Source organism: Actinoallomurus sp. CA-142502, from assembly GCF_050936355.1.
GTDB lineage: Bacteria > Actinomycetota > Actinomycetes > Streptosporangiales > Streptosporangiaceae > Actinoallomurus > Actinoallomurus iriomotensis.
The window spans coordinates 8,455,699-8,477,975 of sequence record NZ_JBNJMY010000001.1 but is presented as its reverse complement, the minus strand read 5'-3'; the positions used below and the strand labels follow the sequence as shown (position 1 = coordinate 8,477,975).

The following is a 22,277-nucleotide window of genomic DNA, read 5'->3' as shown; positions in this document are numbered from 1 at the left end:
GATGCTGTCCGGATTTGAAGGGGTGACCAGGTGATGATCGGGTCGATCGTCAGCCCGGTGCTGGTCGGCCGGGCGTCCGAGTCCGCCGCTGTGCGGGCGGCCTACGAGCGGGCGCTGGCACGGCGGCCGGTGACGGTGCTGGTCAGCGGAGAGGCGGGCATCGGCAAGTCCCGGCTGGTGGCCACCGTCGCGGGGACGCTGCCGGGCGAGCCTCTCGTGCTGTCCGGCGGTTGCCTGGAGCTCGGCGCGGAGGGCGCTCCGTACGTGCCGTTCGTCGCGATCCTGCGCGACCTCGTACGCCGGCTCGGGCGCGACCGGGTGGCGGCGCTGCTGCCGCCGTCGGGCTCCGCGCTCGGCGACTGGCTGCCCGACCTCGGGCCGTCACCGGCGACGTACGGGCGGGTCCGGCTGCTGGAGGAGATGCTGGGGCTGATCACGCGAGTCTCGGAGGCGCGGCCGGTCGTCCTGGTCGTGGAGGACCTGCACTGGGCCGACGCGTCCAGCCGCGAGCTGTTCGCCTACCTGGCCCGGAACCTGAACGACGGCGCCGTCCTGCTGATCGGCACGATCCGCACCGGCGAGCTGGCGGCGGGGCACCCGAACCGGAAGCTGCTCGCCGAACTGGGCCGCGGCGGCGACGTCGTCCGCCTGGCCCTCGGCCCGCTGGAGCACCGGCACGTGGTCGAGCTGCTCGCGGCCATCGACGGCCGCCGGCCGGATCGCTCCCGCAGCGAGCGGATCCACCGGCGCAGCGGCGGCAACCCGCTCTTCGTCGAGACGCTGAGCGACGCGGACGAGGCGTCGGCCGGCGACCTGCGGTCCCTGCTGATCGACCGGATCACCGACCTGCCGGATCCGGCGCGCGAGGTGCTGTCGGCCCTGGCGGTCGCCGGTGCCGAGCTGCCGGACCGGATCCTGCTGGAGGTCGGCGGCCTGGACGAGCCGCGGCAACGGCGCGCGGTGGCCGACCTGGTCGGGCGCGACCTCGTGGTGGTCCACGAGGACGCGTACGCGATCCGGCACGAGCTGATCCGGGAGGCCATGTACGCCTCGCTGCTCCCGGCGGAGCGGCGGCGCCGGCACGCCCGGTACGCCGCCGTGCTCGCCACCCGCGACGTCGACGACCTGGCCCTGGCCGAGCACTGGATCGCCGCGGGGGAGCCGGAACGGGCGCTGCCCGCCGCCTGGCGCGCGGCCGACCGCGCCGCCCGGCAGAACGCCTATGACGAGCAGCTCTACCTGCTCGAACTGATCCTGCGGAGCTGGGCCGAGGTCGCCGACCCGCCTCGGCTCATCGGCGCCGACCGCACGACCGTGCTGGAGCGGGCCGCGGCGGCGGCCCACGCGGCGGGCAGGTCGGCGGTCGGCGTCGGGCACGCCACCGCCGCGCTGGCCGGGCTCGCTCCGGAGAGCGAGCCGCAGCGGGTGGCCCGGCTGCTCGGCCTGCGCGGCCAGTCACAGAACCGCGTCGACGGCACCGGGATCGACGACCTCGAACGGGCGATCGCCCTGGTGCCCGCGGGTTCGTCGGACGCGCTGCGCGGCGGTCTGCTGTCCGCCCTGGCGTTCGTCGGCATCGGCGCGCACCGCCACGGCGACAGCCGGCGGCACGCGGCCGAGGCGCTGGACATCGCCGAACGGCTCGACGACGACGGTCTGCGAGCGCCCGCCCTGCTCGTACTGGCCGCGCTCGACGGCATGGCCGGCGAGACCGAGCCCGCCGAGCGCATGTTCGCCGAGGCTCGCCGTGCCGCCGAGGCGGCCCTGGACGTACAGACCTTCCTGACCACGTTCCAGTGGGAGGCCGCGCTCCTGGAGTCCACCGGCCGGTACGGGCCGGCCGCGGAACTGGCCGGTGCCGGGCGGCGAGAGGCCGACCGGCTCGGCCGGGCCCGGTCCCGCGGTAGCGCGCTCGCCTCGGCCCGCGCGGTCCCCCTCCGGCTGCTGGGCCGGTGGGACGAGGCCCTGCGGCTCGTCGAGGACACTCTCGCCGAGGGCCCGCCGCCCCTGTACGGCGCGTTCGTGCGCCTGGTGGCCGCCGACATCGCACGCTGCCGCGGTGAGACGGACCGGTTCGAGATCCTGCTCCGCCAGCTCACCGAGTTCGCCCTGCACGCGCGCGGAGCGGCCGAGGTCAAGGTGGAGATCGCCCTCCAGCGCATCGCCTGGGCCCTCGACCAGGGCGACCCGGAACTGGCCGACCACGTCCTCGGCGAGCAGTTGCCCCCGGCGTCACCGCAGGCAGATGTCGTCATGCGGCTCGCGGCGCTCGGCGCGCGCGCCCAGCGCGCCCGCCGCGCCGCGGCGCCGCGAAACCGGGGGGTCGCCGAGCAGTGCGCCGACCGGCTCGCGCAGCTGGCCGGCGTCGCCGACTCCGTACACGCCGTCACCCCGGCGGTCACCGCCTACCGCCGCACGTTCGAGGCCGAGGTCGCCGACACGCTCGCCGCCTGGGACCGCGCCGCCGAGGCCTGGCGCGGCCTCGTCAACCCCTACGAGACGGCCACCGCGCTGACCGACGCCGCGGCCGCCGCGCTCACCTCGAACAACCGGCCCGGCGCCCGCTCCCGGCTGCGCGAGGCGCGCGCCATCGCCGCCGAACTGGGCGCCGCTCCGCTGCTGACCCGCATCGGCGACCTGACCGCCCGCGGCCGCCTCGGCGAGGACACCGACGCCCCGGCGCCGAACGGCTTCGGCCTGACCCGCCGTGAACTCGACGTCCTGCGCGTCCTCGCCCGCGGCCGGTCGAACCCGCAGATCGCCGAGGAGCTGTTCATCACCCCGAACACGGTCGCGTCCCACGTCGCCAGGATCCTCACCAAGCTCGGCGCCACCACCCGTACGGAGGCCGCCGCGCGAGCCCACGAGGCGGATCTCCTGAGCTCCTGACCCGTCCGGCAGCGAAGGACACCAGACTTGGTGACATCGGGTACGGGCTTGACCGGAGGTCATCAGTAGCGCTCCCGGTGCCTTTCCTGCTCGACGACGGCCTCGCGGTCGGCGAGGCGGCGCAGCCCGCTCAGCGGCCGTGACATGCGGCGGTTGCCCGCCAGCCGGGTCGCGTTGCGGTCCAGCCAGGCCCAGTAGCCCGCGGTGAAGGGGCAGGCGTCCGGGCCGAGCCGGACCCGCGGGTCGTACCGGCAGTCCCGGCAGTAGTCGCTCATCGCGTTGATGTACGCGCCCCCGGCGGCGTACGGCTTGGTCGCCGCGATGCCGCCGTCCGCGTACTGGCTCATGCCGATGACGTTCGCCGGCATGACCCACGGGTGGCCGTCGACGAAGGCGGTGGCGAACCACTCGGTGAGCGCGCCCGGCGCGAAGCCGCGCTGTAGGGCGAAGTTGCCCAGCACCATCAGCCGCTGGATGTGATGGGCGTACGCGCGGTCGCGGACCCCGGCCAGCGCCGTGCGCAGGCATCGGGCGCTCACCTGAGACGGGTCCAGCCGCCGCCACCAGTCCGGCAGCGGGGTGCGCGCGTCCAGCGCGTTGCGGTCGAGGTAGGACGGCCCCAGGTACCAGTACAGGTGCCAGATCCACTCCCGCCAGCCCAGGATCTGCCGGACGAATCCCTCCACGCTGTTCAGAGGCGCCTCGCCGCCCCGCAGGCGGGCCTCGGCCGCGCGGACGACCGCGAGCGGGTCGAGCAGGCCGAGGTTCAGCGAGGCTGAGAGCAGGGCGTGTGACATCGCCCAGTCTCCGGCGAGCATCGCGTCCTGGTGCGGTCCGAACGAGGCCAGCCGCGTCGTGAGGAACCTCCTCAGTGCCCGTCCGGCCTCGTCGTGGGTGGCGGCGAACAGCCGTGGCCCGTCCACGCCGACCGGGCCGATCCGCCGGGCGCGCAGCAGCCGGTCCAGGTCGTCCCGTACGCCCCGGTCGACGTCGTCCTCGCGCGGCCGGTAGGCCCGCGGCACGCCGAGGGCGGCGCGGCGCGGCGGCGGCTCACGGTTGGCGCGGTCGAGGTTCCACGTGCCGCCGACCGGGTCGCCGTCGGGCTCCATCAGGACCGCGAACCGGCGTCGCTGGTCGCGGTAGAAGTCCTCCATCACCAGGCGGCCCCGCCCGTCCGCCCAGGCGGCGAAGTCCCTCCTGGACCGGATGAACCCCGGCGTGGGCAGTTCGGCCTCGACCAGCCCCTCCTCGATCAGGTCGGCGACCAGCCGTTCCGCGGCGTGGGAACCGGGTTCGTGCACGACCACCGGGCGCCCGAACCGGGCCAGGCCCTCGCGGTAGGTGCGCGCCCGGACCAGCGTGACCCGGTCGCCGAGTTCGACGGCGAGGTGCCGCATCGCCGACAGGACCAGGTGCAGCTTCTGCCGGTGGAAGGGCCGCCGGGCCAGCGCGGCCTCCGACTCGATCAGCAGCACGTCCCGGCCCCGGTTCTCCGGCGTCGCGTGGAAGTGCCGGCCGAGCTGGTCCCCGAACAGCCACAGCGGCGTTCCGTCTCCCATGACCTGGAGTGTTACCGCCAGGGCACGACCGGATGCCTGCTGATACGGCCGGGCCGCTACGCCTCGCGCGCGTCGTACGCCGTGCGGGCGTGCTGGATCCGCTCGACGTGGTCATCGGCCCAGCGCACGAGCGTGCCCACCGTGTCGAGCAGGGTGCGGCCCATCGGGGTCAGGGAGTACTCCACGCGGGGCGGCACGACCGGGTAGACGGTCCGGGACACGATGCCGTCGCGTTCGAGGCCGCGCAGGGTGACGGTCAGCATGCGCTGGCTGATGCCCTCGACGCCGCGCTTGAGCTCGGTGAACCGGAGCGTCTGCTCGCCGAGCACGAAGATGACGTACAGCGACCACTTGTCGCCGATCCGGCCGAGGATGTCGCGGGCCCGGCAGCTCACCGAGTGCGGCGACTCCTGCGCGCGGGCCTCCGAGGGGGCAGGTCGGGCCATGGTTATCTCCAGGTGCCTGAGGCAGAAAAACATGCCTTCTTGTGCCGGTCGGCGGATCGTCCCACGATAGATCCGGTTCCCATCAGGAACCACCCCATGAACGGTAACCAACACACTTTTCGTAATCGGGAGAGACGATGACGGCCGAGCTGGTGGAGATTCCCGGATATGTCGCGGGCACGTGGACGGTCGACCCGGTCCACTCCGACGTGGGCTTCGTCGTCCGGCACGTGATGGTGAGCAAGGTGCGCGGACACTTCACGAAGTTCGAGGGCCGGATCGTCACCGCGGAGGACCCCCTGAAGTCCACCGTGACCGCGACGATCGACCTGGCCTCCGTCGACACGAGCAACGAGCAGCGGGACGCCCACATCCGCTCCGCCGACTTCTTCGACGTGGAGAAGCACCCGACGATGACGTACCGCTCGACCGGCGTCCGCCACGACGGCGACGATCTCGTCCTGGACGGCGAGCTCACCCTCAGGGGCGTGACGCGTCCGGTGCCGCTCATGCTGGAGGTGAACGGCTTCGCCCCCGACCCGATGAACGAGGGCGGCACCCGCGCCGGCTTCACCGCCACCGGGGAGATCGACCGGGGAGACTTCGGGGTCAGCTTCAACAGCCCCGTCCCCGGCGGCGGTGTCTTCATCTCGGAGAAGGTCCAGATCGTCCTGGAGATCGAGGCGGCGCTCGAAACCGGTGGCTGAGCCCGGGTAACGACCCGACGTCGATGTCGGATTTCTGCCAGAGGTCATCGGTGTTCGACTGGTGGACTGCGCTCATGACATCTGACATCAAGGCCAAGGCCGAGCTGTTCCATACGCTGCACGACGGCATCCTGGTCCTGCCCAACGCCTGGGACGCCATCAGCGCCCGCCTGGTGGCGGACGCCGGCGCCCGGGCGGTCGCCACCACGAGCGCCGGGGTCGCCTGGAGCCTGGGGGCCGCCGACGGCGGCACCCTGGGGCAGGACCGCGCCGTCGACCTCATCGCCCGGGTCGTCGCGGCGGTCGACGTCCCGGTGACCGCCGACATCGAGGGCGGCTACTCCGACACGCCCGACGGGGTCGCGAAGACGGTCGAAGGGGTGCTCGCGGCCGGGGCCGTGGGGGTCAACCTCGAAGACGCCGGCGCGGCGGGGTTGCGTGAGATCGCCGACCAGGCCGAACGCATCGCGGCCGCCCGCCGGGCCGCCGACGCCGCGGACGTTCCGCTCTTCCTCAACGCCCGCATCGACACCTATCTCTGGCGCGTCGGCGACCCGGACACGCGCCTGCGCGAGACCCTGACCCGCGCGGCGGCCTACGCCGACGCGGGCGCGAGCGGGATCTTCGTGCCGGGCGTGACCGACGTCGAGACGGTGGCCGCGCTCGTCGAGGGGACGACGCTGCCCCTGAACGTGATGGCCGGCCCGGGCGCACCCGACGTCGCGACGCTGGCGGGGCTCGGCGTCTCGCGGATCAGCCTGGGTTCCGGGATCGCCCAGGCGGCCTACGCCGTCGTACGGCGCGCCGCCCGCCAGGTGCTGTCGGACGGCACGTACGACGAACTCGCCGACGCCCTGGACTACGGGGAGTTGAACGGCCTGTCCGGATGAGCCGACGGGCGGCCCGTCCGAGGACGGACCGCCCATCGGCGGGCACCGGAGGTCAGGGGGCGGAGGGGACCGGCGTCTCCTCCACCGCCTGACTTCCGGACGCCCGTGCCATCCGGACCCGGGGCTGCCGCAGCACCGCGGCCGCGAGGACGAGCGCGGCGACCAGCAGACCGGCGCCGATGCCGAACGCCAGGTGGTACCCGCCGGTCAGCGCCGTGGCGCGGTCGTGCCCGGCGGCGGTCAGGCCCCGCGTGCGTGACGCCGCGAAGGTGGACAGCACCGCCACGCCGAGCGCCCCGCCGACCTGCTGTGAGGTGTTGAACAGGCCCGAGACGAGCCCCGCGTCGGCCGCGCCCGCGCCGGACATGCCGAGCGTCGTGAGCGCGGAGGTCGCCAGGCCGAAACCGCTCGCCAGCAGCATCGTCGGTAGCAGGTCCACGGCGTATCCGGCGTGCACGGGCAGGCGGGTGAGCAGCCCGATGCCGACGACCAGCAGCGCGAGCCCGGCGAGCAGTACGCGGCGTTCGCCGAAGCGCGCGTTGAGCCGCGCGGACAGGAGCAGTGAGACCGTCGCGATGGCCAAGGCGGCCGGCAGCATCGCCAGCCCGGTCCCCGCCGCCCCGTAGCCGCGCACCTCCTGCAGGTACAGCGCGATGAGGATCTGGAATCCGAACAGCGCCGAGACCATCAGGACCTGGACGGCGTTGGCGCCCGCGACGATCCGCGACCGGAAGATCCCGAGCGGCAGGAGAGGGGCCGCCGCCGTGGCCTGGCGCAGGAGGAACCCGGCGAGCAGCACCAGCGCGAGCGCGCCGTAGCCGAGCGTGTGCGCGGAGCCCCAGCCGTACCGGCTCGTCTCCACGATCGTGTAGACGCCGAGCATCAGACCGGCGGTCACCAGGATGGCGCCGGGCAGGTCGGCCCCCGCGCGGAGGCCGAGCCCCCGGTCGGAATCCAGCACCCGCAGGGCCAGGAGCGCGGCGGCCACGCCGATCGGCAGGTTGATGAAGAAGATCCAGTGCCAGCTCACGGCCTGGGTGAGGACTCCGCCGAGGACCTGGCCGATCGACGCGCCCGCGGCGCCGACGAAGGCGTAGGCGCCGATCGCCCGGCCGCGCTCACGCGGCTCGGGGAAGTGCGTCACGATCATCCCGAGGCTCACCGCCGAGGTCATCGCCCCGCCCACGCCCTGGACGAACCGGGCGGCGATGAGCATGTCCTGGCCGGTGGACACCCCGCAGAGCAGGGACGCGACGGTGAAGACCGCCAGGCCCGCCACGAACATCCGCTTGCGCCCGACGAGGTCGCCGAGGCGTCCCGCCAGCAGCAGCAGACCGCCAAAGGCGATCATGTACGAGTTGACGGTCCAGGTGAGGTTCGAGGGGGAGAACCGCAGGTCACGCTGGATCGCGGGGAGGGCGACGGTGACGATGCTGCCGTCGAGAACGATCATCAGCATGGCCGCGCAGAGCGCGATGAGCGCGGCCGTACGGGAAGTGCGAGGCATCGCGGAAAGCTCCTGTTCGCAGGGAAGGAACAGGAGAGACCGTAGCAGATAGTTTTGAAGTAGACGATCTACCTTGGATCTAGATTTTCCTCTGCCGCGTCCGCCGTACCGGCTGCTCGCTCTCCGCCGGCGTGGACAGATGGCCCGCGACCAGGCCGGTGAGCGCGCTGAGGAACACCTCGCGCCACTCCTCCGGGATCGCGTCGATGACCTCGCGGTGCACCCGGTCGGCGATCTTCATCCCGGCGGCGACGGCGCGTTCGCCCGCCTCGGTCACCGCGATGATCCGCGCCCGCCGGTCGGTGCTGGACGGCCGGCGTTCGGCCAGGCCGGCCTTTTCCAGCTCGTCGACGGTCACCACCATCGTGGTCTTGTCCAGGTCGGAGATCTTGGCGAGCTGGATCTGGGTGCGTTCGTCCTCCAGGGCGTGGAACAGCACGCAGTACTCGCGCGGGGTGATGCCGATCTCGGTGAACGCCGCCGTCATCTGCGTCTCGAGAACGTGACTGGCCTGGGAGAACAGGGCGGACAGGTCGAGGACGGTTCGGCTGGGAGCGCTCGCGGTCATGCTCGGAGTCTATGCGTTCGGATCGGAGGTGGATTATCCGCGACGGACCGATTCGCGGAATCGCGGACGCGCCGGAACGGTTGAGGTGATCGCGTCACGGGGACGCCAGCACACGAAGCGGGGATGCCGACATGCACGGTGAGTACAAGGTGCCCGGGGGAAAGCTCGTGGTCGTCGACTTCGACCTCGAGGACGGCCGGCTGCGCCACGCCCTGGTCAGCGGCGACTTCTTCCTCGAACCCGACCACGCGCTGGACCGGATCACCGCGGCGCTGAACGGCCTGCCCGCGCACCTGGAGGCCCGCGACATCGCCGCCCGCATCGACGCGCAGCTGCCGCCGGGCACGATGATGCTCGGGTTCTCCGCCGAGGCCGTGGGCGTCGCCGTACGCCGGGCGCTGACCGACGCGAGCGACTGGCGCGCCTACGACTGGCGTCTCGTCCACGAGCCGCCGCAGGACCCCGCGCTGCACATGGCGATCGACGAGGTCCTCACCGAGGAGGTCGGCGCCGGGCGGCGGCCCCCGACACTGCGCGTGTGGGAGTGGGCGGCGCCCGCGGTGGTGATCGGCAGCTTCCAGTCGCTGCGCAACGAGGTGGACGCCGAGGCGGCGCGGCGGCACGGCGTCACGGTGGTCCGGCGCATCAGCGGCGGCGGCGCGATGTTCATCGAGCCGGGCAACACGATCACCTACTCGCTGTATGCCCCGGCCACCCTCGTCCAGGGCATGAGCTTCGCCGACAGCTACGCCTTCCTCGACGACTGGGTGCTGGGCGCCCTCGGCGAGCTCGGCATCCGGGCCTGGTACCAGCCGCTCAACGACATCACCTCCGACCAGGGCAAGATCGCCGGAGCCGCGCAGAAGCGGCTCAGCTCGGGCGCCGTCCTGCACCACGTGACCATGTCGTACGACATCGACGCGGACAAGATGCTGGACGTGCTGCGGATCGGCCGCGAGAAGCTGTCGGACAAGGGCATCACGAGCGCGCGCAAGCGCGTGGACCCCCTGCGGCGCCAGACCGGCCTGCCGCGGTCGGAGATCATCGACCGGATGATCGGCCATTTCCGCGGCCGGTACGGGCTGACCGGCGACCGGCTCACCGCCGCCGAGCTGAGCGCCGTCGAGAAGAGAGTGGCCGCCAAGTTCGGCACGGACGCGTGGACCGCGCGGGTTCCCTGAGCCGCTCGCGGGGGTTCGGTGCGCGCCGCCCCCGCGCGTTCGATTGGATGGCCGGGTAGGCAGACGAGACGGAGGCAAAGGGATGTCCGACAGCGGGCGGCTGGACCAGACCGACGAGTGGCGGGCGCTGCGGCGGCACTACGAGGAGACGCGCGAGCTGCACCTGCGCGAGTTGTTCGCCGCCGACCCCGAACGGGGGAGCCGGTACGCGCTGGAGGCCGGCGACCTGTACGTCGACTACTCGCGCAACCGGGTCACCGACGAGACGCTGCGGCTGCTGCGCGAGCTCCTCGCCGCCCGCAGGGTGACCGAGCTGCGCGACGCGATGTTCTCCGGCGAAAAGATCAACTTCACGGAGAAGCGCGCGGTGCTGCATATCGCCCTGCGCGCCCCGCGTGACGCCGTCATCGAGGTGGACGGGGAGAACGTCGTGCCCGCCGTGCACGAGGTCCTCGACCGGATGGCCGCCTTCTCCGGCCAGGTGCGCTCGGGGGAGTGGACCGGGGCGACCGGAAAGCCGATCCGCAACGTCGTCAACATCGGCATCGGCGGCTCCGACCTCGGCCCGAAGATGGCGTACGAGGCGCTGCGTCCCTACACCGACCGGTCGCGGGTGTTCCGCTTCGTGTCCAACGTCGACGGCGCCGACCTGCACGAGGCCGTCCACGACCTCGACCCGGCGGAGACGCTGTTCATCATCTCCTCCAAGACCTTCACCACGGTCGAGACGATCACCAACGCGACCGCGGCGCGGCAGTGGCTGGTGTCGGCCCTCGGCGAGGAGGCGGTCGCGAAACACTTCGTCGCGGTCTCCACCAACGCCGACCAGGTGGCCAAGTTCGGCATCGACACCGCCAACATGTTCGGCTTCTGGGACTGGGTCGGCGGCCGGTACTCCTTCGACTCGGCCATCGGACTGTCGCTGATGGTCGCCATCGGGCCGGAGCGCTTCCGCGAGATGCTCGACGGCTTCCACCTGATGGACGAGCACTTCCGTACGGCGTCCCCGGAGCGGAACCTGCCGATGCTGCTCGGCCTGCTCGGCGTGTGGTACGACGACTTCTACGACGCCCAGACGTACGCCGTGCTGCCCTACAGCCACTACCTGTCGCGGTTCACCGACTACCTCCAGCAGCTCGACATGGAGTCCAACGGAAAGTCCGTCGACCGCGAGGGCCGGCCGGTGACCTGGCAGACCGGCCCGATCGTGTGGGGCACGCCGGGCACCAACGGCCAGCACGCCTACTACCAGCTGCTCCACCAGGGCACCAAGCTCGTGCCGGCCGACCTCATCGGCTTCGCCCGGCCCGTCGAGGAGCTCGGCGAGCTGAAGGGGCAGCACGACCTGCTGATGGCCAACCTCTTCGCGCAGGGCCAGGCGCTGGCGTTCGGCAAGACCGCCGAGGAGGTCGCCGCCGAGGGCGTGCCGGCCGAGCAGGTGCCGCACCGCACGTTCCCCGGCAACCGGCCGACCAACACGATCCTGGCCACGGAGCTGACCCCGTCGGTGCTCGGCCAGCTGATCGCCCTGTACGAGCACAAGGTGTTCGTCCAGGGGGCGATCTGGGGGATCAACTCCTTCGACCAGTGGGGCGTCGAACTGGGCAAGGTGCTCGCCAAGAACCTCGAGCCCCGGCTGACCGGCGCCGCCGACACCGGCGACCTGGACGGTTCGACCGCGACGCTGGTGGAGCGCTACCGGCGGCTGCGCGGCCGCTGACCGCCCCGGCGGATGCCCGGCCCGCCGGCCGGGCATCCGCACAGGTCACGAGCCGGCGGGCGCCGGCTGGTCGGCGCGGCCGAGACTCGGTGACCTGGGCGGTTCGACCGCGACGCCGGTGGGATGCTCACCGGCGGGCGCCCGCCTACGTCACGAGTCGGTCGACCGGGGCTGGCGCTTGCGGGTCCGTACGGGAGTGGTGTCGTCTCCGGACGGCTCGGCCGCCTTCTTGCGGGTCCGGGCGGGCGCCGTGTCGTCCGAGGGCGCTTCGGGACGCTTCTTGCGGGTCCGCAGCGGAGCCGTGTCGCCCGCGGGCGGCTCGGGCTTCTTGCGGCCGGCGACGATCACGTCGCGGGAGGTGTCGGTCACGATCTCGGCAGCCAGCCGGGGCCGGGCCGCGGGCTTGTCCTCGTCTTTCCGCGAGTCCTCCTGCGGGCTCTCCGGGGGCACGGGGTACGCGCCCGCCGCGATGGCGGGCTTCGCGGATGACGCGACGGGCGTCTCCTCCGTCGTGCCGGGCACCGGACGCCAGGGCGGCGGCGTCTCGTCGTCCTCGTCCGCCCCGCGGCTCCGCCCGCCGAACAGCCGCTGGTCCAGCGCGATGCGCCCGCCACCGCCGGCCGCGAACACCAGCGCCGCCAGGCCGAGGACGATGACCAGCTCGAAGCCGTTCTGGACCTTCCCGTTGTCGACGAGGAAGATGCCGTGCTTGGCGTGCACGAAGATCAACGCACCCGCCATGTCGAGGAAGAGCAGCGTCCCGGCGACCGGCAGCGCGAGGCCGAGGATCAGCGCCGCCCCGCCCAGCAGTTCGACGAACGTCGAGTAGACCGCCGCGGCGGTCGGCAACGGGGTGCCCATCGCGTCGAGGTTGCGCCCGGTGGCGGTCACCCCTACTTGGATCTTCTGCCACCCATGGGCCAGGAACACCGTGCCGACACCACATCGGGCGAGCAGCGCGACGACGTCGTATATCGGCCGATTACGCATGACAATCCTTCCTGCGGACGTATCCGTCAGATCATCCGCTCCGCAGCGATTCGGCGTCCACTCGGTCCGGTCCGCCGTTGCTCGATCGTGAAACGGCGGGAGGGGCGGCACGCCGTCGTAACACGGCGAACGCGACCCGTGAACCTGCCATCATGACCCAGCGAAGCGAGGGAATCGGAGGCACGGCGCCGGTGGTCACTCCCTCCGACGAAGGAGGACTCATGAGCGAGCGGAGCGAGGGAATCGGAGGCACGGCGCCGGTGGTCACTCCCTCCGACGAAGGAGGACTCATGAGCGAGCGGAGCGAGGGAATCGAAGGCACGGCGCCGGTGGTCACTCCCTCCGACGAAGGAGGACTCATGAGCGAGCGGAGCGAGGGAATCGAAGGCACGGCGCCGGTGGTCACTCCCTCCGACGAAGGAGGACTCATGAGCGCCATGGGAACCGAGGACACGCCTGCCCCGAGCGGCCCCGGCTACGCCGTCGAGGAGCAGCTGACCGCCGCCGGAGCCGTCCGCGTCGCGGGCGTCGACGAGGTCGGCCGGGGCGCCTGGGCCGGGCCGGTCGTCGTCTGCGCGGCCGTGACCCGCATGGACACCCCGCCGGAGGGCCTCACCGACTCCAAGATGCTCACGCCGCGCCGCCGCACCGCGATCGCCGAGGTTCTCGAGGACTGGCTCGCCGCGTACGCGTTCGGCGCCGCGGGCCCGGAGGAGATCGACGATGTGGGCATGACCGAGGCGCTGCGCCGGGCGGCCGTACGCGCGCTGGAGGCGCTGCCCGAACGCCCGGACGCGGTGATCCTCGACGGCGCGCACAACTTCCTCGGCGACCGCGCGGCCGCGGACGGGCGGCCGTGGCCGGTCCGCACCGAGATCAAGGCCGACCTGCGGTCGGTGTCGGTGGCGGCGGCGTCCGTACTGGCCAAGGTGCACCGCGACACGCTGATGGCCGGGCTGGGCCACGAGGAGTACGGCTTCGCGGCCAACGCCGGGTACCCCTCGCCCGTGCACCAGGACGCGCTCCGGCGGCTCGGCCCCACGCCGCACCACAGGCTGTCCTGGTCCTACCTCGACGACCTGCCCGAGTGGCGGCACCTGCGCAAGCACCGGCCCGAGATCGAGGGCCAGCTCTCCCTGATCTGACGGCCGGTCATCGCCGGTGGTCCCAGGTGGCCGCCTCCCAGTCCTGTGGCCCGATGCACGAGGCGGCGCCGGCAGTGGTGCTCGATCGCCACGACGGCCGACTCCTCGCCGGTGAGCCAGGGCGGATCGACGGCCGTCGGTGCCTCGTCGCCGATGGTCGGGGTGGTCGGCGTGGGCAGCGGCAGGACGTCCGGGTCCGGGACCGGCGGATCCGTCGTGGGCGTGGCACAGGGCCCGACACCGGCGAACCGGTCGTTGCCGGTGCGGTAACCGCTGGTGACCTCGATCCGCCACGAACCGTCGGCATGCCGCCGCCGCGGTGCGTCCGTCGGCGGCCGTCCGTCGGCGGTGGTCACGCGGGGCTCTTTCCCGAGCCGTACGGGATCTCGGCGTAGCGCCCCTCGGGTCCGCGCCGGACGTGGACCGGCACCCGGTACGAGCCGCCGGGGCCGAGCAGCGTCCAGGCGATCCACTGCGCCTCGACCTCATCGATGCGACGACCGGGCCGCGCGTGGACCCGCACGAGGTCCGTGAAGATTTTCGACGTCAGAGCCAGCCGTTGTGGCGCGCGGTGCGTACGGCCTCGATCCGGTTGCGCGCTCCGGTCTTGCCGATCGCCGCGGACAGGTAGTTGCGGACCGTGCTCTCCGACAGGTGCAGGCGTCCGGCGATGTCGGCGATGGTGGAGCCGTCGACCGCGGCGGTCAGCACGTCGCGCTCGCGGCCGGTGAGAGGGTTCGGGCCCGCACTCAACGCGGCCGTGGCCAGCTCGGGGTCGACCACGCGCTCGCCCGCGAGCACCCGGCGGATGGCGCGGGCGAGGTCCTCCACCGGGCCGTCCTTGACGAGGAAGCCGCTCGCGCCCGCCTCCATCGCGCGCCGCAGGTAGCCGGGGCGGCCGAACGTCGTGACGATGAGGATCTTGCAGTCGGGCAGCTCGGCGTGCAGGTCGGCGGCGGCGTCCAGGCCGCTGCGGCCGGGCATCTCGATGTCGAGGATGGCGACGTCGGGGCGGACCTCACGCGCGGTGGGCACGATCCGGTCGCCCGCGGCGACCTGACCGACGACCTCGAAGTCCTCCTCCAGGCCGAGCAGCAGCGCCAGCGCGCCGCGCATCATGCCCTGGTCCTCGGCCAGCAACACCCTGATCAAGAGACGTCTCCCTTCACCGGGAGCGTATTCAACGGGACCGTCACCGTGAGCCGATACCCGCCCCGCTCGTCCGGGCCGGCCTGGAGCCGCCCGCCGGCGCCGCTGACGCGTTCGGTGAGCCCGAGCAGGCCGTTGCCCATGACCGGGGGCCCGCCGCGGCCGTCGTCGCGGATCGACAGTACGGCGGTGTCCACACGGCCGTGTACCGAGATCTCGCAGGTGCCGGCGCCGCTGTGGCGGATGACGTTGGTGACGCCCTCGCGCACCACCCAGCCGAGCAGCGAGCCGGCCTCATCCGGGAGCGGCGTGCCCTCCTGACGGACGGTCGGCTCGATGCCGGCGTCGCGCAGCGCCGTACGCGCCCCGTCGATCTCGGCGGCGAGTCCCCGGCCGCGGTAGCCGCTCACGGCGAGGCGCACCTGCCGGAGAGCGTCCCGGCCGATCGTCTCGATGTCGGCCGCCTGGCCCGCCGCCAGGCCGGTGTCGCGCGGGATCAGCTTGCGCACCGCCTGGGCCTTGATCACCATCACCGACAGCGTGTGGCCGAGCAGGTCGTGCAGGTCGCGGGCGAACCGCAGCCGTTCTTCGGACACGGCCGTCCGGGCGAGTTCCTCGCGGGTCTCGCGGAGCTCGCGGATCGCGCCGAACAGCAGCAGGATGATGGAGACGATGAAGCCGGAGATCAGCGTGCTGTACCCGACGGTGAAGCCGTCACCGGCCGACGCGCCGCGAAGCCACGTGGCCACGCCGCCCAGCACGGCCAGCATCCCGACCACGACCACCGGCCACGGCCGGCGGGTCCACGGCACCACGACGCCGGCGGCCATCGCGGCCAGGGGGAACAGCATGGCCATGCCGTGCCCGAACCAGGCGTTCAGCACGAACGCGTCCGCGGTCAGCGCCACGAGCAGGCCGGACGCCAGCCGGTCGCCCCGCCCACGGCGGAAGCCGAACCAGATCGCCGCCAGGACCAGCGCGACGAACAACCCCAGCAGCGGCGCGGACGCCCAGAGCGGCCGCGCCCTCCCGTGCGCGACATCCGAGACGGCGCCGGCCCCGACCAGCAGCCACGGGTAGATCCCGAACGGGCCGGGCCCGTCGTCGATCCGCCCGGCGAAATCCGGCGCCGACCCCGGCGCGTCCGGCGCCTCGTCCCTGTGGGTCACAGAGAGACACCCTAGGACGTGGCGGAGAAGCCGGGAATGGTGGTCCATCCGCTTCTAAGCAGGACAAATGTCCTGGGTGCGTGGAACGCGGCGCCATACCTGGTAAACCGATCTTTCGTGAACTGGATGCAGGAACATCTCGACCTCGTCGAGCGGCACAACGCCGACGCGCTCGACCAGGCGGCCGGACTCCTCCTCCCGGCCGTGACCGGCGGCGGCCTCGTCCACGTCGGCGGATCCGGCCACTCGCTCGCGATGGTGCTCGAAGGCTTCTTCCGCGCCGGCGGCCTGGCCTGCGTGCACCCGCTGTACGCGCCGGAGATCTCACCGCTGCACGGCGCGTGGCCCGCGACCGAGGCGGAACGCCGGTCCGGCCTGGCCGGGCCGATCATGGAGGCGGCCGAGCCCCGGCCCGGCGACGTCGTGGTGATCTTCTCCAACAGCGGCGCGAACCCCTACCCGGTCGAACTGGCCGGCGCGGCCCGCTCGTACGGCCTGCCGGTGATCGCGTTCGTGTCCGGCCCGTCGATGGCGGCGGCGCCCGCGCGCGCCGGCGTGAAGCTCGGCGAGGTCGCCGACCTGGTCATCGACACGCTCGTCCCGCCCGGCGACGTGTCCTACCCGGCCGAGGCGCCGCGTACGGCGGCCCTGTCGTCGCTGGCGTGCGTGTACCTGTGGAACCTGCTGCTGGCGCGGATGGCCGACCGCGCGGACCTGCCGCTGTGGGTCAGCGCCAACGTTCCGGGCGGCGACGAGCGCAACGCCGAGCTGCTCGAACGCTACTCGGTCCGTGTCCCCGCACTAAGACGGTCCTTCACGGGGTAAGGAAATGCGTACCTGCCCGCCATAAGTGGAGGTGGCCCATGGACAAGACGACCAAGACGTTGCTCTCCGAGGCGGGCCATACCTATGCGGAGGACGCCGGAATCATCCTCAAGGACCAGCCGGCGGCCCTTTTCAAGCTCCTGGTACTCACGAATCTCCTCAGCACCCGCATCAACGCGGAGATCGCGGTGGCGGCGGCGCGCGAGTTGTTCGAGGCCGGCGGCGGCACGCCGCGCGGCCTGGCGAAGCTCGGCTGGCAGGGACGCGTCGACGCACTGGGCCGCGCGCACTATGTGCGTTATGACGAGAGCACCTCCACCCGGCTCGGCGACATGGCCGACAAGGTGATGGAGGACTATGCCGGTGACCTGCGCAGACTGCCGCAGAACGTCGGGCGTGACGCCGACCGGGCCCGGGAGGCGCTCCAGGAGTTCCCCGGCATCGGCCCGGTCGGCGCCGAGATCTTCTGCCGCGAGGCCCAGGCGGTGTGGCCGTGGCTGCGTCCGTCGTTCGACGCGCTCGCGCTCAAGGGCGCCGACCGTCTCGGCCTGCCCACCGACCCGAAACGCCTCGCCGAACTCGTCGGCGACCGCGAACTCGCCCGTCTCGCCTCCGCGCTGGTGCGGGTCGCCAAGGACAAGAAGCTGGCCGATCGGCTGGTCGGAGCCTAGCCAGGCCCCACCACCCCGGCTCAAAGTCCCGCCGTTCCACGGATGGGAACTTTGAGACCGGCCCCGAATCCCGCGTATTGTCGCCGGGCGGTAACCGTCTTGATGGGGGCACGCCAGACAATAGGTTCTGCCATTACATGGTGAACCTGCGCTATACACGTCTGCAGGCGTGAGGGGAGGGCGATGCGACCGTTCGGCAGATCCCGATCGCACCCGCAGATCGCGCGCGATGTGTTCGAACGCGCACGCTGGCGTTATTTCCAGATTCAGGCGGGTGTGCGGCGGCTGACGTTTCTCGTGCTCGTGGTCGGCGCGGCGGCGGTCGCCGTCGTCACCGGCTGGCCGCTGCTCACGACGGTCGTCTTCGCGGCCACGATCCTGCTCGTCATCGACTTCACCCTACGCTCGCCCAGCGGCATGGCGACGGCGTTCGTCGTCATGTGCTGGCTGGCCGTGATCCTCCCGCTCAGCCACCTCTACCCGCCCGGTGGCCACGAGGCCGTCTTCCTGGCCGCCCTCGCCCTCCCGACGGCCTTCCTCGCCCACCGCATCCGCGCGTACGCCCCGTGGCGTACGGCCCTGGCCGCCTTCGCCCTCGCCGGCATCGTGGCCGCCGCCCTCGCACACCCCTTCCCCCAGCTGAACGCCGCGCCCGCCTGGGCGACCGCGCTGGTCGTGCTGTGCTATCGCTGGTGGCAGGCGCGGCGCATCGTGCCGGCCGAGGCCTACGACACCGGCTGGGCGCAGGAGGACTACCAGGAGCCGGAGGAGTACGCCCCTCCGGCGCACGGGCGCGCCGTCGAGGAGGTCCCGCAGATCTCGGTGAACGAGGCGCTCGCCGAGCTGGAGGCCATGATCGGCCTGGAGCCGGTGAAGCGGCAGGTCCGCGCCATCGCGGCGTCGATCGAGGCGGCGCGGATGCGCGCGGAGGCCGGCTTCGCCGCCGAGAAGCCGATGCGGCACTTCGTGTTCGTCGGCCCGTCGGGCACCGGCAAGACCACCGTGGCCCGCGTCGTCGCCAAGATCTTCTACGCCTTCGCACTGCTGCCGTCACCCGAGGTCGTCGAGGCACAACGCGCCGACCTCGTCGGCGAGTACCTGGGCGCCACTGCCATCAAGACCAACGAGCTGGTCGACCGGGCGCTCGGCGGCGTCCTGTTCATCGACGAGGCGTACGGCCTGGTGGGCGGCACGGACGGGCAACCCGACCGGTTCGGCAACGAGGCCGTGCAGACGCTGCTGAAACGGGCCGAGGACGACCGTGAGAACGTCGTGATCATCCTGGCCGGCTACGAGGAGGAGATGGACACGTTCCTGTCCTCCAACCCCGGCCTGGCCTCCCGGTTCGGCACGCGGGTGAGCTTCCCCCGGTACGACCCGCCCGAGCTGCTCCAGATCGCCGAATACCACGCCACGCTGCGCGGCGACCGCCTCGGCCCGGACGCGGCGCCCACCCTCTGGGCGCGGTTCGAGGAGGTCAGCCGGCGTGGCATCGTCGACGAGCTGGGCAACGGCCGCTTCGTCCGCTCCCTGATCGAGGGCGCGGCGCGGGCCCGCGACGTGCGGATCGTCGGCGGCGGCTGGCGGCACGGGGCGCGGAGCGCCGAGAAGGCGCCCGAGCCGACGCCTGACGAGCTCGTCACGATCGGCGCCGCCGACATCGAGCTGGCGTTCGCCGAGGTGACCGAGCGCTATCGCGGTTACGCCGAGACGCCGACGCTGGAGGAGGCGCTCGCCGGCCTCGACGCGATGATCGGCCTCGAACCGGTGAAACGGCAGGTGCACGCCATCACGGCCCAGCTGCGCGTGGCGCAGCTCCGGCAAGAACAGGGTCTGGCCACCCATCCGCCGATGCGCCACTTCGTCTTCGCCGGGCCGCCCGGCACCGGCAAGACCACGGTCGCCCGCGTCCTCGGCCGCATCTTCGCCGCGCTGGGCCTGCTCGCCCGGCCCGAGGTGGTCGAGGCGCAGCGTGCCGACCTGGTGGGGGAGCACCTGGGCTCGACGGCGCTGAAGACCAACAAGGTGATCGACTCGGCGCTGGGCGGCGTGCTGTTCATCGACGAGGCGTACTCCCTGGTCAACCCCGGGTACGCCGGAGGCGACGCGTTCGGCGTCGAGGCCGTGCAGACGCTGCTGAAGCGGGCCGAGGACGACCGTGACCGGCTGGTCGTCATCCTGGCCGGTTACGACGCCGACATGGACCGGTTCCTGCGCTCCAACCCCGGCCTCGCCTCGCGGTTCTCCGAGCGCGTCGCGTTCCCCTCCTACACGCCCGACGAGCTGCTGGAGATCGCGGTGAGCCTGGCGGCCTCGGCCGGCGACTCGTGGGAGGAGGACGCGCTCGACGACCTCGCCGGCGTCTTCCAGCACGTACGCGGGCAGGGCCGCATCGACGAGCTGGGCAACGGCCGCTTCGTGCGCTCGCTGTACGAGAAGGCGTGCGGTTTCCGCGACCTGCGGATCGCCTCGCTCGGCTCGGACGCCACGACCGCCGACCTCACCACGCTGACCGCCGAGGACGTCCGCTCGGCGTACGCCGAGTTCGCCCAGCGCCGCGCCTGACGGTCTCAGCGAAAGTCGCCGGCGTGGTCCTGCGCCCACTCGGCGAAGGTGCGTGCGGGACGGCCGGTGACCTCCTCGACGGTCGCCGAGGTCTCGGCCGGCTTGCCGTCGCGGGCCGCCCACAGGCGGAGGAAGGTCTCGACGCCGATCGGGGGGATGGTCCGGCTCAGCTCGGCCCGCGCCTCCTCGGCGGAGACGACGTCGAGGCGGACGTCCCGGCCGATGGCGTCGCCGATGTGCTGGACCTGCCGCCGCAGGGTGAGCGACTCCGGCCCGTACACGGTGTAGGCCTGCCCCCGGTGGCCGGGTTCGGTCAGCGCGGCCACCGCGAGCGCGGCGAGGTCCTTCTCATGGACGGGTGCGGTCTGCGCCTCCGGGTACGGGGTGCGGACGACGCCCTCGGCGCGGATCGACGTGCGCCACCACCACAGGGTGTTCGTGGCGAACATCCCCGGGCGGATGAACGTCCAGTCGATGCCGGACCGTTCGATCGCCAGCTCCACGGTGCGGTGTGCCTGGGCGATCGGGTTCCGCTCGGCGTCGTCGGCCACGATCGCCGCCGACGACAGCAGCACCAGGTGCCGGACGCCCGCCGACCCGGCGGCCTCGACGAAGCCCTGAACGCCGTCCGGCTTGGCGTAGAGGAACACCTTCTCGGCGCCCTCCAGGGCGGCGGGCAGCGTCTCCGGACGCTCCAGGTCGGCGGCCACGACCTCCACGTGTGGAGAGAGGCCCGCCGCCTCGGGGGTGCGGCTCGTCGCCCGTACCCGCTCGCCCGCGGCGAGCAGGCCGTCGGCGACGTGGCGGCCCACATTCCCTCGGGCACCGAAGACGACCGTGACCACTGAATCCTCCTAACCCTCGGCGGTGCCGAGGAGCTTGACCAGTTGCTCGTGGAGCCGGCGACGGACGGATGGCGCCAGCGGGTCTTCGCCGAAGATGTCCCGTACGAACTGCGGCATCGTGATCGGTGAGAGGACCACGGCGTACGCGACCAGGAGCGCGAAGGCGGGATCGATCTCACCGGTGACCTCACCGGCCCGCTGCCGGCGGCGGATGCGCTCCAGCGCCTTCGCCGTCGTGGATCGCCGGGCCTCGGCGAACCGCTCGTCCTCCTCGGCGTCGGTGAACGGGCGGTCGCCCAGCGCCTGCCAGATCACCAGCCGGGCCCAGTCGGGATGGTCGAGAATCGCGTCCAGGTACGCGGCGACCGATTCCTCGAACGAGGCGTCCGGGGGCACCATCGAGGACTCGGCCTGCTGCCGGCGGCGGCACAACTCAGTGAGCAGGCCCTGCTTGCCGCCGAAGTAGTACGAGATCAGCTGCTGGTTCACGCCCGCACGGGCGGCGATCCCGGCGGTGCGGGCGCCCGCGTACCCCTTGGCCCCGAACTCGGCCACGGCGGCGTCGAGGATCCGCTCCCGCGTCCGTTCGGCCGTCTTCCCGCGATCCTCCGGCGATGGCGCTCTTCGTGCCGACATGCGGGCGATGCTAATCAATCAATCAGTTGGATGACAACTGTCAAGGAGATGGATGAGAGAGTGGTTTGTCCGACTAATGAGTCCTCTGGGAGGGTAGAGAACGCTCTGCCGGTTCTTCGTGATCCGGTGCCCGGGGCGGGTCGCCGCGGGGTGTCCGGATGGTGATCAAGGGGTGGTCAGGTGCTGCACGCCTTCGTCTACAACGACACAGCGATCCTGGTCCGGCACTGGTTCGAGGTGAGTCCCAAGGACAGTCATCTCGAGCACGGCGTACGGCTGGAGCTGCGGCTGCGTGAGCCGCAGCCGCTCCGCGGCAGCGAGTCCGCGGCGCAGCGGATCGTGGCCGACCGGCCGGTGTGGCGTGCCGACCTGTTCGACCGCGTCGACGGCACGCCGGGGGCGTTCGAGGCCGCGCACTTCCATCCCCGCTTCGACGGCGTCGAGCCGTGCGAGCGCAACTGGGCCGACGCCGTCAAGGCCACGCCGTGGGAGTGGCTGCACGGCGAGTTGTCCGACATCGGTGCCGTCGCCGAGCGGGCGGGCGTGCCGCTGGCGGACCCGGCCGCCGACGTCGAGCAGATCCGCGCCGACGCGCCGGAGATCGTCGCGGTGGCGCAGAGCCGCGCGGCGGCCCAGTGCGGCTCGGCGCACCAGTGCTACGCCTGGACGCGGGACGCCGCGCCGCTCGTCCACCTCATGCTCGGCCAGCTGCGTCGGCCCGAACTGCTCGACCGTGAGCGTGCCGCCCCGTGGCTGGAGTCGCGACCGCAGGAGACCACGACCGCGCCCTGAGGCCGGTCATCGGCGCGCCGCTC

21 protein-coding genes are annotated in these 22,277 nt (G+C 72.5%); 10 read left to right on the top strand and 11 right to left on the bottom strand.

The features are described from left to right. Positions 1-33 precede the first annotated feature (33 nt). Positions 34-2,889, top strand: coding sequence for a helix-turn-helix transcriptional regulator (locus ACQEV1_RS39565; protein WP_433401556.1), 2,856 nt, complete (start codon positions 34-36; stop codon positions 2,887-2,889). Between the two features lie 62 nt (positions 2,890-2,951). Here the strand turns inward: ACQEV1_RS39565 and ACQEV1_RS39560 are convergent, their stop codons facing one another. After that, positions 2,952-4,448, bottom strand: coding sequence for a cryptochrome/photolyase family protein (locus ACQEV1_RS39560; protein WP_433401554.1), 1,497 nt, complete (start codon positions 4,446-4,448; stop codon positions 2,952-2,954). A gap of 56 nt (positions 4,449-4,504) precedes the next feature. Continuing rightward, positions 4,505-4,894, bottom strand: a complete 390-nt coding sequence (locus ACQEV1_RS39555) for a winged helix-turn-helix transcriptional regulator (protein WP_285628025.1) — start codon at positions 4,892-4,894, stop codon at positions 4,505-4,507. Between the two features lie 137 nt (positions 4,895-5,031). Here ACQEV1_RS39555 and ACQEV1_RS39550 point away from each other — a divergent pair, with 137 nt between their 5' ends. Both ACQEV1_RS39550 and ACQEV1_RS39545 read left to right on the top strand, forming a co-directional pair. Further along, positions 5,032-5,601 carry a YceI family protein gene (locus ACQEV1_RS39550; protein WP_285628028.1) on the top strand — a complete coding sequence of 190 codons (570 nt, stop codon included), beginning with the start codon at positions 5,032-5,034 and terminating at the stop codon, positions 5,599-5,601. Between the two features lie 74 nt (positions 5,602-5,675). Beyond that, entirely contained in the window at positions 5,676-6,491 is an 816-nt protein-coding gene (locus ACQEV1_RS39545) for an isocitrate lyase/PEP mutase family protein (protein WP_433401551.1), read from the top strand. 52 nt (positions 6,492-6,543) lie between these two features. Here the strand turns inward: ACQEV1_RS39545 and ACQEV1_RS39540 are convergent, their stop codons facing one another. Both ACQEV1_RS39540 and ACQEV1_RS39535 read right to left on the bottom strand, forming a co-directional pair. Beyond that, positions 6,544-7,998, bottom strand: coding sequence for an MFS transporter (locus ACQEV1_RS39540; RefSeq protein WP_433401548.1), 1,455 nt, complete (start codon positions 7,996-7,998; stop codon positions 6,544-6,546). 79 nt (positions 7,999-8,077) lie between these two features. Beyond that, positions 8,078-8,566: a MarR family winged helix-turn-helix transcriptional regulator gene (locus ACQEV1_RS39535; protein WP_433401546.1), complete on the bottom strand. Its 489-nt coding sequence runs from the start codon at positions 8,564-8,566 to the stop codon at positions 8,078-8,080. A 131-nt stretch (positions 8,567-8,697) separates the two neighbouring features. Here ACQEV1_RS39535 and ACQEV1_RS39530 point away from each other — a divergent pair, with 131 nt between their 5' ends. Both ACQEV1_RS39530 and pgi read left to right on the top strand, forming a co-directional pair. Beyond that, positions 8,698-9,747, top strand: a complete 1,050-nt coding sequence (locus ACQEV1_RS39530; RefSeq protein ID WP_433401544.1) for a lipoate--protein ligase family protein — start codon at positions 8,698-8,700, stop codon at positions 9,745-9,747. Between the two features lie 82 nt (positions 9,748-9,829). Beyond that, on the top strand, positions 9,830-11,467 hold the full coding sequence (pgi, locus tag ACQEV1_RS39525; protein WP_285628040.1) for a glucose-6-phosphate isomerase: 1,638 nt from the start codon (positions 9,830-9,832) through the stop codon (positions 11,465-11,467). 150 nt (positions 11,468-11,617) lie between these two features. On the opposite strand, the gene ACQEV1_RS39520 is transcribed toward pgi, so the two are convergent. Next, positions 11,618-12,457 carry a DoxX family membrane protein gene (locus tag ACQEV1_RS39520; protein ID WP_433401542.1) on the bottom strand — a complete coding sequence of 280 codons (840 nt, stop codon included), beginning with the start codon at positions 12,455-12,457 and terminating at the stop codon, positions 11,618-11,620. Between the two features lie 437 nt (positions 12,458-12,894). On the opposite strand from ACQEV1_RS39520, the gene ACQEV1_RS39515 reads away from it, so the two are divergent. After that, positions 12,895-13,602: a ribonuclease HII gene (locus ACQEV1_RS39515; RefSeq protein WP_433406063.1), complete on the top strand. Its 708-nt coding sequence runs from the start codon at positions 12,895-12,897 to the stop codon at positions 13,600-13,602. Here ACQEV1_RS39515 and ACQEV1_RS39510 read toward each other — a convergent pair. Genes ACQEV1_RS39510 through ACQEV1_RS39495 form a run of 4 tightly spaced genes read right to left on the bottom strand, consistent with a single transcriptional unit; the run spans position 13,524 to position 15,920 of the window. Next, positions 13,524-13,958: a hypothetical protein gene (locus ACQEV1_RS39510; protein ID WP_433401540.1), complete on the bottom strand. Its 435-nt coding sequence runs from the start codon at positions 13,956-13,958 to the stop codon at positions 13,524-13,526. The two genes, ACQEV1_RS39515 and ACQEV1_RS39510, sit on opposite strands and share 79 nt — an antisense overlap. Continuing rightward, a complete protein-coding gene (locus tag ACQEV1_RS39505; protein ID WP_433401538.1) occupies positions 13,955-14,125 on the bottom strand; it encodes a hypothetical protein in 171 nt (56 codons plus the stop codon). Before ACQEV1_RS39505 ends, ACQEV1_RS39510 begins: the two co-directional genes overlap by 4 nt. 23 nt (positions 14,126-14,148) lie before the next feature. Beyond that, positions 14,149-14,754, bottom strand: coding sequence for a response regulator (locus ACQEV1_RS39500; RefSeq protein ID WP_433401536.1), 606 nt, complete (start codon positions 14,752-14,754; stop codon positions 14,149-14,151). Further along, positions 14,751-15,920, bottom strand: coding sequence for a sensor histidine kinase (locus ACQEV1_RS39495; RefSeq protein ID WP_433401534.1), 1,170 nt, complete (start codon positions 15,918-15,920; stop codon positions 14,751-14,753). The genes ACQEV1_RS39500 and ACQEV1_RS39495 overlap by 4 nt, the downstream gene beginning before the upstream one ends. 36 nt (positions 15,921-15,956) lie before the next feature. On the opposite strand from ACQEV1_RS39495, the gene ACQEV1_RS39490 reads away from it, so the two are divergent. From ACQEV1_RS39490 to ACQEV1_RS39480, 3 genes are all read left to right on the top strand, one after another. Further along, positions 15,957-16,745 carry a sugar isomerase domain-containing protein gene (locus ACQEV1_RS39490; RefSeq protein WP_433401532.1) on the top strand — a complete coding sequence of 263 codons (789 nt, stop codon included), beginning with the start codon at positions 15,957-15,959 and terminating at the stop codon, positions 16,743-16,745. Positions 16,746-16,783: 38 nt separating this feature from the next. Continuing rightward, positions 16,784-17,416, top strand: coding sequence for an endonuclease (locus ACQEV1_RS39485; RefSeq protein WP_433401530.1), 633 nt, complete (start codon positions 16,784-16,786; stop codon positions 17,414-17,416). A 231-nt stretch (positions 17,417-17,647) separates the two neighbouring features. Continuing rightward, on the top strand, positions 17,648-19,981 hold the full coding sequence (locus ACQEV1_RS39480) for an AAA family ATPase (protein WP_433401528.1): 2,334 nt from the start codon (positions 17,648-17,650) through the stop codon (positions 19,979-19,981). A 5-nt stretch (positions 19,982-19,986) separates the two neighbouring features. On the opposite strand, the gene ACQEV1_RS39475 is transcribed toward ACQEV1_RS39480, so the two are convergent. Together ACQEV1_RS39475 and ACQEV1_RS39470 are read right to left on the bottom strand one after the other, a co-directional pair. Next, entirely contained in the window at positions 19,987-20,826 is an 840-nt protein-coding gene (locus ACQEV1_RS39475) for an NAD(P)H-binding protein (RefSeq protein ID WP_433401526.1), read from the bottom strand. A 9-nt stretch (positions 20,827-20,835) separates the two neighbouring features. Then, on the bottom strand, positions 20,836-21,462 hold the full coding sequence (locus ACQEV1_RS39470; protein ID WP_433401524.1) for a TetR/AcrR family transcriptional regulator: 627 nt from the start codon (positions 21,460-21,462) through the stop codon (positions 20,836-20,838). 180 nt (positions 21,463-21,642) lie between these two features. On the opposite strand from ACQEV1_RS39470, the gene ACQEV1_RS39465 reads away from it, so the two are divergent. After that, on the top strand, positions 21,643-22,254 hold the full coding sequence (locus ACQEV1_RS39465) for a hypothetical protein (RefSeq protein WP_433401522.1): 612 nt from the start codon (positions 21,643-21,645) through the stop codon (positions 22,252-22,254). The last annotated feature ends 23 nt before the right edge of the window (positions 22,255-22,277 follow it).